Source organism: Paramuribaculum intestinale (assembly GCF_003024925.1).
GTDB lineage: Bacteria > Bacteroidota > Bacteroidia > Bacteroidales > Muribaculaceae > Paramuribaculum > Paramuribaculum intestinale.
The window spans coordinates 1-14,870 of sequence record NZ_PUED01000048.1 but is presented as its reverse complement, the minus strand read 5'-3'; the positions used below and the strand labels follow the sequence as shown (position 1 = coordinate 14,870).

General features: G+C 48.5%; 17 protein-coding genes. 12 read left to right on the top strand and 5 right to left on the bottom strand.

The window, feature by feature from the left end:
- Positions 1-256: 256 nt before the first annotated feature.
- From C5O24_RS05340 to C5O24_RS05285, 12 genes are all read left to right on the top strand, one after another.
- Positions 257-628, top strand: a complete 372-nt coding sequence (locus C5O24_RS05340) for a hypothetical protein (RefSeq protein WP_107681547.1) — start codon at positions 257-259, stop codon at positions 626-628.
- A gap of 25 nt (positions 629-653) precedes the next feature.
- On the top strand, positions 654-863 hold the full coding sequence (locus C5O24_RS05335) for a hypothetical protein (RefSeq protein WP_107036367.1): 210 nt from the start codon (positions 654-656) through the stop codon (positions 861-863).
- Complete coding sequence (gene recD2 / locus C5O24_RS05330) at positions 863-2,998, top strand: SF1B family DNA helicase RecD2 (RefSeq protein WP_107681546.1); 2,136 nt, start codon at positions 863-865, stop codon at positions 2,996-2,998. The genes C5O24_RS05335 and recD2 overlap by 1 nt, the downstream gene beginning before the upstream one ends.
- Positions 2,999-3,177: 179 nt before the next feature.
- Positions 3,178-4,476, top strand: coding sequence for a class A beta-lactamase (bla, locus tag C5O24_RS05325; protein WP_161953421.1), 1,299 nt, complete (start codon positions 3,178-3,180; stop codon positions 4,474-4,476).
- Complete coding sequence (locus tag C5O24_RS05320) at positions 4,473-5,093, top strand: DKNYY domain-containing protein (RefSeq protein ID WP_107036364.1); 621 nt, start codon at positions 4,473-4,475, stop codon at positions 5,091-5,093. Before bla ends, C5O24_RS05320 begins: the two co-directional genes overlap by 4 nt.
- A gap of 11 nt (positions 5,094-5,104) precedes the next feature.
- Positions 5,105-5,596: a PH domain-containing protein gene (locus tag C5O24_RS05315; RefSeq protein WP_161553811.1), complete on the top strand. Its 492-nt coding sequence runs from the start codon at positions 5,105-5,107 to the stop codon at positions 5,594-5,596.
- A 5-nt stretch (positions 5,597-5,601) separates the two neighbouring features.
- On the top strand, positions 5,602-6,348 hold the full coding sequence (locus C5O24_RS05310) for a 4Fe-4S binding protein (protein WP_107036362.1): 747 nt from the start codon (positions 5,602-5,604) through the stop codon (positions 6,346-6,348).
- Between the two features lie 2 nt (positions 6,349-6,350).
- Positions 6,351-6,707, top strand: coding sequence for an MmcQ/YjbR family DNA-binding protein (locus C5O24_RS05305; RefSeq protein ID WP_107036361.1), 357 nt, complete (start codon positions 6,351-6,353; stop codon positions 6,705-6,707).
- Between the two features lie 3 nt (positions 6,708-6,710).
- Complete coding sequence (locus C5O24_RS05300) at positions 6,711-7,250, top strand: flavodoxin family protein (RefSeq protein ID WP_107036360.1); 540 nt, start codon at positions 6,711-6,713, stop codon at positions 7,248-7,250.
- A 4-nt stretch (positions 7,251-7,254) separates the two neighbouring features.
- Positions 7,255-7,851, top strand: coding sequence for an acyltransferase (locus C5O24_RS05295; RefSeq protein WP_107036359.1), 597 nt, complete (start codon positions 7,255-7,257; stop codon positions 7,849-7,851).
- Positions 7,852-7,870: 19 nt separating this feature from the next.
- Entirely contained in the window at positions 7,871-9,355 is a 1,485-nt protein-coding gene (locus C5O24_RS05290; RefSeq protein ID WP_107036358.1) for a Y-family DNA polymerase, read from the top strand.
- Positions 9,348-9,761: a YolD-like family protein gene (locus C5O24_RS05285; protein ID WP_107036357.1), complete on the top strand. Its 414-nt coding sequence runs from the start codon at positions 9,348-9,350 to the stop codon at positions 9,759-9,761. The genes C5O24_RS05290 and C5O24_RS05285 overlap by 8 nt, the downstream gene beginning before the upstream one ends.
- 68 nt (positions 9,762-9,829) lie before the next feature.
- On the opposite strand, the gene C5O24_RS05280 is transcribed toward C5O24_RS05285, so the two are convergent.
- From C5O24_RS05280 to C5O24_RS05260, 5 genes are all read right to left on the bottom strand, one after another.
- Positions 9,830-10,624 carry a GIY-YIG nuclease family protein gene (locus tag C5O24_RS05280; RefSeq protein WP_107036356.1) on the bottom strand — a complete coding sequence of 265 codons (795 nt, stop codon included), beginning with the start codon at positions 10,622-10,624 and terminating at the stop codon, positions 9,830-9,832.
- 1 nt (position 10,625) lies between these two features.
- Complete coding sequence (locus tag C5O24_RS05275) at positions 10,626-10,991, bottom strand: hypothetical protein (protein WP_107036355.1); 366 nt, start codon at positions 10,989-10,991, stop codon at positions 10,626-10,628.
- Positions 10,992-11,080: 89 nt separating this feature from the next.
- The gene (locus C5O24_RS05270; protein ID WP_107036354.1) at positions 11,081-11,836 is read right to left on the bottom strand and encodes a ParA family protein; all 756 of its coding nucleotides are present in this window, start codon (positions 11,834-11,836) and stop codon (positions 11,081-11,083) included.
- Positions 11,837-11,981: 145 nt separating this feature from the next.
- On the bottom strand, positions 11,982-13,256 hold the full coding sequence (locus C5O24_RS05265; protein WP_107036353.1) for a PcfJ domain-containing protein: 1,275 nt from the start codon (positions 13,254-13,256) through the stop codon (positions 11,982-11,984).
- A gap of 3 nt (positions 13,257-13,259) precedes the next feature.
- Positions 13,260-13,688: a PcfK-like family protein gene (locus C5O24_RS05260; RefSeq protein ID WP_107036391.1), complete on the bottom strand. Its 429-nt coding sequence runs from the start codon at positions 13,686-13,688 to the stop codon at positions 13,260-13,262.
- Positions 13,689-14,870 lie beyond the last annotated feature (1,182 nt).

Here is a 14,870-nt window from a genome sequence, read left to right as displayed (position 1 = left end):
AACTTTCTCATGGCTTGATTGGTTCCGTCGCCTTTCACGCAATTATGAAGAATCAACAGAGGTCGCTGAAGAAATGATTGATTTGGCTGCCATAAAAATTTTATTGAATCAAATTTAAACAGTTTCTAAGAAATACGTAGATATAGATAGTCGCTCCTTGTCTAGATCACATAGATGCATCGAATCAATATGTGAATTAGCATCTTCGTTATTTCAAGACTTACCTTCAACCGAAACTTGCACTTGTCTTGAATGTATGGAGCGACGTGATAAGTATGTCGGCTTAAAAGGCGTATTTGCGGTAGCGGAAGATGATATTGAACTTTTTACAGATAAATTCAAGCCGATGAATCTTGTATTCAATCGGGCAGAAAAATCAATAGTCATAGGGAAATGTATGACTATGGGAGATTCAAAGGGAACTGAATCTGATGTAATACTTCTTTATCCAACAGACGAACAATCTAAATTCCTATTCAACAGCCGTAATACGACGTTGGCTGAGATAACACGAAACAAGTTATATGTTGGAATAACTAGAGCTCGTTACTTACTGGGAATTGTGTTTAAGAAGAAACACAAATTCTCCAATAACTTGATTCCGATATGGGAAAACTCAATATCTTAAAACATTATCACATAGTTAAAATGCTATGATCGACAAGAGCAGAATTATTTGGAAAGGAATTGGAATGTTGCTGGCGTATGGGGTAATTATGACTGCGGTCATATATTTCCTCAACGGCTGCTCATTCAACAGGTGGAAAGTCGTGACATGGGCAATGTTCATGGCGTTTGGTATTTGGCAATGCTATCGCTGGTTTCAGAGTAAGTCCGAAGAACTGAACGATAAGGAGATTTGATGACGAAGCTGCGCGGAGTGGTTGAGCATATCACCTACCAGAATCCGGAGAACGGATGGTCGGTGATGAAGGTCAAGGTCAAGGATTATAAGGATCTCGTGACTTTGACAGGCTCACTGTTGGATGTACCCGTCGGGAGCGTGTTGCTCTGCGAAGGGCAGTGGAAGGTGGATGCTCGCTACGGACAGCAGTATGTTGTGGAGTCTTGGGAGGAGGTCATGCCGGCTACCATCTACGGTATCGAGAAGTATCTCGGAAGCGGACTGATCAAGGGTATCGGTCCGGCATACGCCCGCGCCATCGTGTCGCGCTTCGGACTGGAGATCCTCGAAGTTATCGAGAACGACATCGAGCGTCTGCTTGAGGTGCCTCGCCTCGGCAGGAAACGTATGGAGAAGATACGCGAAAGCTGGGAGAAGCAGAAAGACATCAAGGAGGTGATGGTGTTCCTTCAGGGCTATGGTGTCAGCACAGCATATGCCGCCAAGATATATCGACAGTATCAGAAGGACGCAATCAAGACAGTCAAGGAGAATCCTTACAAACTTGCCGATGACATCTGGGGAATCGGTTTCAAAACCGCAGACGGTATAGCATCGAAGATGGGATATGAGAACAACGACCCTCGCCGATGCCGGAGCGGTATTATCTACACGCTCAACCGGCTTGCGGAGGAGGGACACGTCTATGCGGAGCCGGAGCAACTTGTCACCGCCGCCAAGGAACTGCTCCAAGCCGACGAGGAGCCGATACGGAAAGCCATCGCCGACATGATTGAGGCGAAAGACCTTATCGCCGACAATGATGTACTGTACCTGCCGCCGTTCTATCATGCAGAGAACGGTTCGGCAAAACGACTCACGTCTCTTCTCTCGGAGTCACTTTTCTCCGATATGGCTGCCGAGGAAGCCGTGCCATACGGCAATCAGTCTAACAATGGGATTGTCTATGACGAGGTTCAGCAAGCAGCAATAAAACAGGCGTTGGAATCAAAGGTCATGGTGCTGACCGGAGGTCCCGGAACAGGTAAGACCACCACAACGCAAGGCATAATCGCCGCTTTCAAATCACGGGGGATGCAGATACTTCTGGCAGCTCCCACCGGTCGCGCCGCCAAGCGCATGACCGAAGCGACAGGAATGGAGGCGAAGACAATCCACCGTCTGCTGGAATACAATCCGATGGACGGCTACAAGCGCAACGACGAGAATCCGTTGGAAGGTGATGCGCTGATTGTGGATGAATGCTCGATGATTGACATCATGCTCTTCTACAATCTGATGAAGGCGATTCCGGCGAATATGTGTCTGATACTCGTTGGCGACATCGACCAGTTGCCGAGTGTCGGGGCCGGGAACGTGCTCCGCGACATCATCGACTCGCAACGTATCCCGGTGGTGCGTCTCACACGCATCTTCCGTCAGGCGCAGACGAGCCGCATAGTGATGAACGCCCATGCCATCAACGCCGGGCGTTTCCCCAACATCAGCAACGGCAAGGACACAGATTTTTTCTTTATCAAAGCCGAGGATGCCGAGGCGATACCTCAGCTCATAGTCAGTCTTGTACGCGACCGACTGTCACGCGCCTACAGCTACAATCCCAAGGAGATACAGGTATTGACCCCGATGCAGCGCGGCAATGTAGGGGCCGGCAACCTGAACACGGAGCTTCAGAACGCCCTCAACCCCTCCGGGGAGTCGCTGACACGCGGCGGCTACACATTCCGGCGTGGCGACAAGGTGATGCAGATCCGCAACAACTATGACAAGAACGTGTTCAACGGCGACATCGGATATGTCAACGCCGTGGATACCACGGAGCGCACCTTGACCGTTATATATGACGGGCGGCTCGTTGAATACGACGTGTCGGAACTCGATGAACTGACGCTGGCCTACGCCGTGACCATCCACAAGAGCCAAGGCTCGGAATTTCCGGTGGTGGTGATACCCGTGACGATGAAACACTTCGTCATGCTCCAGCGCAATCTCATCTACACCGGCATAACCCGCGCCAAGAAAATCTGCGTGCTCGTCGGCACCACCAAAGCCCTCGCATATGCCATTCACAACCAGACCGTCTCCAAACGCAACACCAAGCTGAAGGAGCGGCTAAATAACAACTGCTTATGAATAAATTCTTATGTTCAACCATATTTTTATCATTGATTATGATTGCAATGGGTTGCAAGTCGCAATCCGTTCGTCATGTCGATGATAGAGTCAAAATCAGTGGAAGGTTGCTCTACAGTCCCGACGGCTCTCCTTTGTGGGGCGGCGTTATAAACCGGGCTTCGGACGGGAATGCATTCATGACCGATGACTCGGGCAATTTTGTGATAGAAGCGCAGCCCGGCGACTCACTGCATTTTTCATTTGTCGGGACCATTGGGAAGACGATCCCGGTCGCGGCAGAGGATTCATCGATGACTGTTTTGCTCGACCCATATGTTCCCGGCCATGATGAATATGTGTTCAGGCAGGAGAGCCTTTATCCTGAGATGGAAGTATCTCTGAAAACCTATGTCCATGACAAAGACGCCCGGATTGGTGTGGCAGTAATCATCAATGGCAAAGACACCGTATCAGTCAACGGCAAGCGTGATTTTCCTATGCTCAGTGTCTACAAATTTCCCCAGGCACTCGCAGTGGCTGACTACTGCCACAAACATAATATTTCATTGAATGATACAATCAGGATTTCAGCCGATGACCTGAATCCCGATACCTGGAGTCCGATGCGCGACAAATATGGCCGGAAAGACATATCTCTTCCGCTCTCGGAGATACTGGCTTATTCGGTTCAGCAGAGCGACAACAATGCCTGCGATGTGTTGTTCCGGCTTATCGGCGGACCGCAGGTCGCCGACAGTCTGATGAAGTGTTTAGGTTATGATGAAATCCACATTCTCAACACTGAGGACGAGATGTACCGTGACCCATATCTCTGTTATGCCAACCGCGCCACACCTTTGCAGATGGCTTCGCTGTTTGACCAGTTCTACCGCCGGGAGATGCGCCATGACTCACGCATACTCGAAGCTCTCGGAGCAATGATGATGTCTTGCAATACCGGGAATAACCGTCTTCCACTTCCACTCATGCCCACCAATGCCATGGTAGGCCACAAGACCGGCACAGGCGGCATGAACAGCCAAGGCCGTATAACCGGGGTAAACGATGCCGGATATGTGTTTCTTCCCAACAAACAAGGTTATGCAATCGCAGTGTTTGTCGCCGATTCCGGCTATGACATGGCAGAGACGGAGAATATAATTGCAGATATATCGGAAATAGTTTTCCAGTCGCTTATGATGCTGGAAACAGTTATTGGCGAATACGAGGACAGAAACGACGGCTCAACGCTGACAATCAGTAAGAAATATAATGGCCGAATTAAGGTGGAAATCGGACTGAACCGCCTTACGAGTATGGATGACGGCGAAGGAGTGCTATCTGATAACGGCCTGACATTTTCCGCCACTGATGCCGCTGGAAATCCGATCTACGGCGAAATAGTCGTTGAAGGCAACCGCGCCATACTTACATTCACTCAATCCACTTGGGAATATCTCCCCAACGGAACAACTTATACATTTCAAAGAAAATGAAAAAGATACTCTTTATATTAGCTATGGTCATAGGTCTGTCGGCTTCATTCGCATCGTCTCAGCAGCGGTGCGACAGACGCCATGGAAGCAGGCCCGGTTATGAGCATCGTGGTAGACATCATCGTTCGCCATACTTCGTCAGTGAAAACAAGGTCTATTTTGACGGCAGAGAGATTGAAGGAGCTTCGGCTTCGAGTTTCTCCATACTGCGCGACGGTTATGCCAAAGACACATGGAATGTCTATTATTGTGGCGCAAAAATTGACGGGGCTTCAAGCAACTCATTCAAGGTATTGGGCTTTGGCTACGCTAAAGACACATGGAACGTCTATTATGACGGTGGCAAGATCGAGGGTGCTTCTTCCGATAGCTTTAACATCCTATCCGATTGGTATGCCAAAGACACATGGAATGTATATTTTGACGGAAAGAAAATCAACGGAGCCTCCCCTGACAGTTTCAAGGTGCTTCGTGACGGCTACGCCAAGGATAGATGGAACGTGTATTTCGACTCGATAAAGATTGAAGGGGCTTCCCCTGACAATTTCAATGTACTCCATGACGGCTACGCCAAGGACACGTGGAATACTTACTATTTTGGAAGAAAAATTGACTGAACATGAGACACATGACAATCAAAAAGCGAGTGGAACTCAGCTCTTACTGCTGGATAATCTCAGCACTTTCGACTGCATTGATGTGTGGTGTATTTGTATATGCCCTGAAACGTCCTGACAATGGTTTGGCCGTATGGATATTGGGGGCTGCAATCGTAGTGCTGTTCCTTTTCACTCTTTGCTATATGCCACTGTCAATCTCGGTGGACAAGGAAAGTCTGAACATCAACCGACCGCTTAAAATCAAATCCATCCCGTTGCCAGAAATCACGGATGTAAGAATGTGCGCTCCGACTATGGGCACAATCCGAATCTGTGGCAGCGGCGGATGGTTCGGATGGTATGGCTGGTTCTCGGAGAAAGACCTCGGAAAGTATTTCGCCTATTACGGCAAGGCCTCAGACTGCTTCCTCGTCACGCTTAAAAACGGAAAGAAATATATGCTCGGCTGCAAGGATGCTCCTGAAATGGTCAAAGCTATAAACAATAGAATAGGAAATTAACCAATATGCTTCATACATTTTTTTTTAGTCCATCGGACACGACACGCAGATACGCCAAGGCTATGACAGAAGCCTTTGGCGGAGACTCACAACTGATTGACCTGACTCACGGGCCATGCGAAGTGGAGTGTGACCTTATCGACGGAGATACCGCACTACTGATTTCCCCGGTATATGCAGGGCGCATCCCGCCTATGGCAGCAGACCTGTTCCGACAGATTGACGGACATGGAATGAAGGCGATTGTTGCCGTCATTTACGGCAACCGCGACTATGATTATGCCTTGCTCGAATTGGCTGACATTGCCGTGGAGGACGGTTTTGAGGTAGTGGCCGCCGGAGCGTTCATCGCCCAGCATTGCATATTTCCGAAGGTAGCCAATGGCAGACCGGATGCTTCGGACATGGCGGTTGCCACTGATTTTATCAAAAGAGCCAAGGAATCCGGCAAGCTGGATATCTCGACAATCAAGGGGAATCGTCCTTATAAGAAGCCCGGTGCGGTGCCGCTGCGACCGCAGACAGATGAAAGCGTCTGCCGCACCTGTGGAGTATGTGCCCGCGAGTGTCCGACCGGGGCCATCGACCCTGTGACATTGGCAACAGACAAGGAAAAGTGTATCACTTGCTGCCGTTGTATTGCAGTATGCAGCAGTCATGCCCGTAAGTTCAAGGGTATCATGTATGCCACAGCCGGAAAAATTTTCTACGCACAGAACTCAAAACGCCGCGAGCCAGAACTATTCCTCTGACAGTGAACATCGAGCAATTTCGCGATTATTGCCTGTCGATGGACGGAGTGACGGAGAAAACACCCTTCGGGAAGTTTGCGCGCCGCTACGACTCGCTGCTGGTATTCTATGTTCTTGACCATATGTTCTGTATGGTGGACATGGAAGACTTTACATCGGTGTCGTTCCGTTCCACCGATGAAGAGATCGCTAAGATTACAGAGCATTATTCGGCAGTGACAACACCGGTCAACAAGGCGATGAAGTTCTGGCTGAGGGTGAATCTCAATGAGGACATGCCCGACAGTGAGATATATTCCTGCGTCCGCCAAGCCTACGAAATAATCAAAGAGAAATATTCAAAGAAACATAGAGACTGAATTATGGCAAAAAAAGTATTGATTCTGTCGGGCAGTCCCCGACATGGAGGCAACTCCGACACACTCTGCGACCAGTTCCTCAAAGGAGCATCCGAAGCCGGCCACGAAGTAGAGAAGTATTTCATATCTGCCCACAACATAGGCTACTGTTCTGCGTGCTACTATTGCAGTTCGCACGACGGCGTCTGCTGCAAGAAAGATGACATGAACGCGCTTATGCCGAAGATTCTTGATGCGGACGTTCTCGTTTTCGCATCGCCTGTCTACATGTATTCCGTATCGGCACAACTGAAGGCGGTGTTCGACCGCATGGTGGCGAAGTATGAAGTGATCCGCGACAAGGAACTTTATTACATAATGACCGCAGCAGAAGATGAGGAACACACAATGGACACTGCACTTGCCTGTATGCGAGGCATGGCCGACTGCATCCCCGGGTCAAAGGAAATGGGTGTTATATTCGGCAAGGGGGTATATCAGAAAGGAGAAATCCTGGATACTCCCTATATGCGGCAGGCTTACGAAATGGGAAAGAACGTATAATAACATGGAAGAAATCAGAATAGACGTAACAAAGCAGACTCCTGAAGAATTGGCTCTTGCCAACGAACATGCACAACTCATATTCAGTTTCAATCACACCATGCCGGGGACAACCGAATATGATGAGTTGATGCACCGTATTTTCCCCTCGATGGGAGAAGGCAGCAGAGTCATAGCTCCACTTACAGCCGTCAGACCCTACATGGTCAAGATTGGCAGAAACGTTGTGGTAATGCCCGGATGCCTGATGATGTCAGCCGGAGGCATAACAATCGACGACGGGGCGCAAATAGCCGCCAACGTGCAGCTCATATCCAACAATCATGACCTCTATGAACGTCAGGTTATAACCTGCAAGCCCGTTCACATCGGGAAAAACGCATGGATTGGAGCCGGCGCCACAATCCTCCCCGGCGTCACCATCGGCGACAATGCCGTAGTCGGAGCTGCCAGTGTTGTAACCAAGGATGTGGAAGCTGATACAATCGTGGCCGGAAATCCTGCGAAATTCATCAAGCGCATCCCGCCCCGTCCCGAGTGTTCTGCCACCAATGAAGAGTACGAAACAATACAGCTCGGTCTCGACAGTTGCGGAGATTGAAAAATATAACAAGTAATTCGTGCAGCCACGGCAGTATATAGCTATTGACCTGAAGAGCTTTTATGCCTCAGTGGAGTGTGTCGAGCGGGGACTTGATCCGCTCGATACCTGTCTTGTTGTGGCAGATGCGTCACGTACAGAGAAGACGATATGCCTTGCGGTATCACCAGCATTAAAAGAATATGGCACAGGCGGCCGTCCGCGCCTTTTTGAAGTAGTCCAGAAAGTGAAGGAGGCAAACTATCGACGTGGGCGGCAGGGAAAGTCATACTCTAAAGCAGTATTGTATTCACACCCGGAGATTGCAGTAGATTATCTTGTGGCCCCGCCGAGAATGGCTCACTACATTGAGTATAGTACCCGGATATATAATGTCTATCTCCGATATATCGCACCGGAGGATATTCATGTCTATTCCATTGACGAGGTGATAATGGACGTGACGGCATACCTCAAAACTTACGGTATGACCGCTCACGAGCTGGCGATAAAGATGATTCGAGAGGTGCTGGCTGAAACCGGTGTAACGGCAACAGCAGGTATCGGAACGAATATGTATCTCTGCAAGATTGCCATGGATATTGTCGCCAAGAAGATGCCGCCTGACAAAGACGGTGTCCGTATTGCAGAACTTGATGAGATGTCATATCGCCGTCAGCTGTGGGAGCATACACCGCTCACGGATTTCTGGCGCGTAGGACGCGGTATTGCCAACCGTCTCACACCATACGGAATACTGACGATGGGCGACATTGCCCGTTGCTCAATCGAGCATGAGGATTTTCTGTATAAACTGTTCGGAGTGAACGCAGAGCTTCTGATTGACCATGCCTGGGGCTGGGAACCGGTCACAATGGACTATGTGAAATCATATCGTCCGGAAGCGAAGAGTATCAGCAGCGGGCAGGTGTTGACCTGTGCATATACTTCTGCACAGGCGAGAAATGTGGTTCTCGAAATGGCTGACAGTGTATCGCTCGACCTTATTGACAAACGTCTTGTAACTGACCAGCTCGTTCTGACCGTTGGCTACGATATAGAATCATTGACAAGACTGGAGATTAGGGCAAAGTATAACGGCAAGATCACGACCGACCATTACGGCAGACAGGTTCCGGTACATGCCCACGGCACAATTAACATCGAGCACCCGACATCATCCGGAAAGATACTGACTGAGAAAGTCGCTGAGTTATACGACAGGATAATCAATCCAGACCTGCTTGTGCGACGCCTGACACTATCAATCAATCGCCTGATTCATGAGGAAGATGTGAAATCAAGGCCACAAGCCATGCAGCTCGATCTGTTCACGGATTATGAGGAGTTGAAGCGACAGCAGGAAGCGGAGGAAGCTGAACTTGCCAAGGAGCGGCGCAGGCAGGAGGCAGTCCTGAAAATCAAGAAGATGTTTGGAAAGAATGCCATTCTCAAAGGGCTTAACTATGCCGATGGAGCCACGCAGCGCGACCGTAACCAACAGATAGGAGGACACCATGAGTAGGTATGACGATATAATCAATCTTCCGCACCATGTGAGCAAAACACGGACACCCATGTCTATGGAGAACCGTGCGGCCCAGTTCGCACCGTTTGCAGCCTTGACCGGACATGATGCTGCCATAGCCGAAACCGCCAGACTCACTTCCGAGAAACCGGAGCTGTCAGCGGAGGAACTTGACAAGTTATCCCGCCGACTTGTCTATGCGATAGAGAAAGAAGCGACAATCAGGATAACCTATTTTCAACCGGATACACTCAAGCAGGGTGGAAGCTATTGCCAGGCAGAAGGAAAAATTAAGAAGATAGATGAAATAGATGGTCTGATTATACTCTATGACAAGCAATTCATTCCACTCGACTGTGTGATGAGTATAGAGGGCAATCTGTTCAACGACATTGAATTATAATCCACGCATCGCGGCGTAGGTCAGCGAGCCTTGGCAATACTTCGTTAGAGTCCTAGCTCGCTTTTCACTTATTGCTCTTTCTTGGAACTCCAATAGGACATATCACGCGGAATATATGTTTTCTCGCCTCCGCTTCCAAAAGGATAATCCGATACATCCTTGTTAAGATATGGAGAATCTGATTGTATGTCTCCTTCAAATATGTATCTTGGAGGATTATATATCTCTCCGTTCTCTCCAATAGAAGTTTTAGTACAAGTATTGACCTTAATCACAATTCGTACAATACCTCTGTATATGCCCAATACATATTGAACCTGGTGAGCTTTTGCGTCACTCAATTTCCAATATTTTCTTGCGCTCTCGTAATCATCAGCACGACGATAAATACCCTTGGCTTTTGATTGTTTATATGTTTTGTTAAGGCTCACCAAGAGAAGTTTATCGCCGGGAATTGGCTCTATCTTCTTACAGTCATAAAGTATGTTGATTTCTTCTTCAGTTTTAATACCCTCGTTCCACTGATGATGACCTTTGACTAAATTTGTGAGTATATTTTCCCGATTGAAAGCCTCGTATGTCAACAAATCAATAATAGTCGATTCGACAAGATAAGCTTCATGCTCCGAAAGATTATGCCGAATAATATAGTATTCCACCTCCATATTGGCTGAGTGAATATTTCTTATCGTTGAGAGTTTAAGACTCTCATCATTTTCGTTAAGAGAATCTTCTGCGTGTTGGAATACTCGGTCTCCCGAACCTTTTCCGACATAGAATATCTTTTTGTCTCGCGGATCAACGAGCGCATAGACGTAGAAGTTAAGAGCCTCTTTTACGCTCTGCTTGAAGAATTTTTCCATATCATTTCTTCTTTGGTAGTCGGATTTTGCCGTTCTCAGATTCCCATGCCTCGATATAGGAGATCAGAGCTTCGGAGATAACATCTTTCAGGAGTGAGCCTTCGACAAGGGAGATATACTTGACCTTGCGGATCATTTCGGGGTCAACAATGAATGTAGCCCGGACTTCGTTTGTCTTGGAGCTGGACTCGCCCTTGCGCGGACGGCCTACATTCCGTCGACGGTTTGCCTCCAGATTGGCTTTCATTTCCTCTGTCACTTCAGCTGCCGTTGCCTCGGACTGTTCGATAGTCGGAGCTGCTGGTTCTGTGGGTCGCGCCTCGCCCATTATGCCGTTCATCAGCGAAGCTAAGTTCTTCTTTGCCATGGTGCTTTCTTTATGATTAATCCACTTGCCTACTATGATATAAGTAGGCAAGTAGTTTTGTTGTCTTTATTATTGATAATATAGTTTACCTATTTCTCTTCTCTTGCGATTATCTCCTCGGTCAGAGCCATGTAGTCGACCGCTCCATTGCTCTTGGGGTCATACTCATAGATTGACTGACCGGAAAGAGGCATTTCGGCAAGAGTGATGTTCTCACGGATTTTGGTCTTGAACACCTTGTCGGCATACCGGCTTTCAATCATCTTGACCACCTCCTTGTTGAGATTACGGTTGTTGAAACGTGTGAAGAATACTCCACCTAATTCAAGAGCCGGATTGACACGTCTGCGGACTTCGCTCACCACATCGTCAAGCATGGCGAGACCTTTCATCGGAAGAGCCTCGGCGGTCAGCGGTATATAGAGCCTGTCGGAAGCCACAAGCGCATTGGTGGTGACGATGCCGAGCGACGGCGGACAGTCGATGATGATATAATCGTACTTGTCGATATGGTCTGCAAGCAGTGATTTGAGGATACCTTCCCTCGCAATCTTGGTTGCCATGTCGATTTCGGCTCTTGCCAGTTCAAGGGACGCCGGAACAATGTCAAGGTTCTTCCTGACATTGACGATTGGAAGCGGAGCGTCCTTTACAAGAGAGTCATACACGCTGGTCTCCGGCTCTTCGTTTTGCGTCAGCGTGAACGTGAGGTTCTGCTGTGCGTCAAGGTCGATCAGCAGAACCTGCTTCCCAAGGATGGCAAGTGCGTCACCGATAGACGCGGTAGAGGTTGTTTTTCCTACGCCTCCCTTGTGGTTGGCGATGGTAATTATCTTGGTTTTCATATACTTCTCGTTTTGTATTACAAAGTTAATAAATTCTTTTGATACTTAGTTACTATAGTATAATATTTTTAGTTTACCTATTTATTCCGAATAAATCCGCCCCTGCCTCACGGCAGAAGACGGATTTGGAATTTATAAGGAACTATTATGCTGAAGCCCTCGCCTTGATGAAGCGGTGGGCGTTGGCGTTAACAAGTTTCACAATGCGGTCATGCAGTTCGGTATTGGTATTGCAAACCCCACGGCTCTGAATGACCTTGTTCTCCGTAAGTGAAAACTCGACGGTCTCGATGCGGTTGCCGTCCTTGTCATGAGCCGACAGAATGAGTGAGTCCTCACGGCTGTAGTAATTGCACTTGAACACGCAATGGTGCATAGCCTCTCCCTCGTTCTGATAAGCCTCTATGCTGTCAAGAACTGAAACCTCGATGTCCTTGTCCCTGATGACAATGCCGAAGAAGCATGATTTGGTCTGATAAAACCTCTTTTCCTCCTTTTTAGCCTTGGCAAGTTCCTCGGATTTTCTGCGCTTCTCATCTGCGGAAGTTACCTTGTCGAGCCAAAGGTCATGTGCCACCTTTAGATTTACGGGGCAGATATATTTGGCGTTGCGTGTGTCCTTTCCTGCCTTGTCAAGTAGTTTGATAAGGTCGCACCACAATCCGTAATCCTTAATCTGATAGCCGTTGCGCATGGCAATCTTATGTGAGTTCCAGCACTTGTCAAGCATAGACTTGTTGGAGAGAAAATACTTTACCGCTCTATGGTTTCCGGCTTTCATAAGTGTCTCAATCCTTGTGTCGGTCAGAAGAGCCTTCATCAGTTCAAATGGGTGGCAGTCGGGCAATGCACCTTTCATGCCGTTTCGCCTCAGTTCCGGAATTGCCTTGTATCTCGGATAGTGCCACGTGTTGGCTATGATGTGATGAACGTCCGACATATTCCGGAGTTCTATCTCCGAACCCCAGTTGAAACAATCACGATAATATCCTATTGTCCTTGCCTTTGATGTCAGTGCTGTCTGCCCCTTGGCATTGAGCCATAGACGGCACACCTCCACATTATAAAAGTTCAACGGCTGACTTTTCTTAAACTCCACGGTCAGAATAAACACACGTTCCACCTGCAAACCGTCGATAGTGTCAAGGACAGCAAAGTATGTGCTTTCCTTATGAGTGCGATTGAGGGTGTCTTTTATCATCAGTCTGTGTCCGCAGTGAGGGCATACGACATACTTGCCCTTTCCCTCATGTCGGAACTTATGACCGCAGTCTCCACAAGTGGTAAGACCGCTCGGCACTCTGAAAGCCGGATGGTTGAACAGATTTTTCACTCCCCACTCTGTAACCTTGGGGTCAATGGCGGTCAGCCTCACATTTGAGGCTGCCACCTGCTTCTCGAATGATGTACGTGCTTTCATGGCTTAAAAATCATCGCCAAAGAGTGATAATTCGGGTTGCTTGTTCTCCTGCGGTTTTACCGCCTTGGGCTTGGAGTTGCGTGACTGCAACTTGCGGAGTTCTTCATCTTGGAAGCGTTTGAGGGCAATGGCTTTCTGCTCTTCCTTTTCCTCCTCGGTCAGTTCTATGTGGTGGTTGACCACTACACCGCATGTCATGGGTTTGCCGATTTCGATGTCAGGCTCATCTATGACGTGTACCGCCATTGAAAAAATCTCATCATCGGTAAAACCGCAACATCCCGATGCCTTGACCTCATTGAGAATGTATGTCGCTATGTCCTCGATAGTGCGAGTGGTGGTTTCGTACTTGGCACGGAAGAGTTCATTGCTCTCCGCTCTCTTATCAAGATATGACTTGATAACCTGCTTGAAATGTTCTGTTCCTTTCATCATAGTTCCTTATGTTTGTGAGTTCGATTCTTTTCCCTTTTTGTTAGAAGCTCGTTTGAGCTTCATCGGTCGGGAGAACCGTTTTCGTGCAAGTGATTCAGCGGCCAATAGGGTGGATAAGGCAAGTGTGCAGTCAGAGGGCGCGGACGGAATACCCAATTTTTGGCAGAAAAATTGCGGAAGGCTGCCGTCAAGCCCTCCGACCGCAAGCGCAGCGGCACTTGATGTTCCTCCCGACCGATGTACCTTTGCACAGAAAACGTCTCCGGCCATGACGCTCAAAGCGTCTTCAAAAACAGATTCCAAATATTTTCGTAGTCACCTCTGGATAAAGGTTTTCACAAGACAGCAACCAATGGCAATGTAAGCGTGCGGAGCGTAGTCGGAGACACGATTTCTTTGCCATTGGTTGCATAGGCATCGTCATATTATCTTCCAAAACAGCAACGGTTCAGACTCTTTGCCGCAGGTTTTGAGTATTGGGCGTTGGCATAGTCTCCGTTTTCAGACATGGTTTCAAAGACCGTCAGCAATGCGGATATGATTTTGAAGTGAAGCCAACGGCGTAACCTCAATGTCATATCGGCATGGCTGACGTGTCGGTACCAGCCGTCATTACCACCCATGACATCGACCGCACCGGCTCGGTGAGCATCACGGAGTCTGGCGGTCGGGAAGCCTTCAAAGACAGGCCGTAATGCACCCGGCGCCACGTGTAACATGGTCAGTCGGGAGCATAGGCCGGCGCTGCGTGACCCACGTTTCCACCAGATTCCAGCTCAGTCAGTCGCAAGTGCCAACCTGCGACCGACAAGAGCTGTAGAAGTCTTCATTTTCATACAAATCTTCCAAGGACTTCGGCAAGCCACATTCTTAAACGAAGTCTGAGAATGTCTGGGTTGCCGTACCGGTCTACGTTTTCAGACATGATTTCAAAGACCGTCAGCAATGCGGATATGATTTTGAAGTGAAGCCAACGGCGTAACCTCAATGTCATATCGGCATGGCTGACGTATCGGCACCAGCCCTTATTGCCATCAATGACATCGACAGCGCCGATTCGGTGAGAATCACGGAGTCGGGCGGTCGGGCAGTCTTCAAAGACAGGCCGTAATGCACCCGGCGCCACGTGCAACATGGTCAATCGGAAGCATCGACCGACACTTTAAGACATAGTTATTC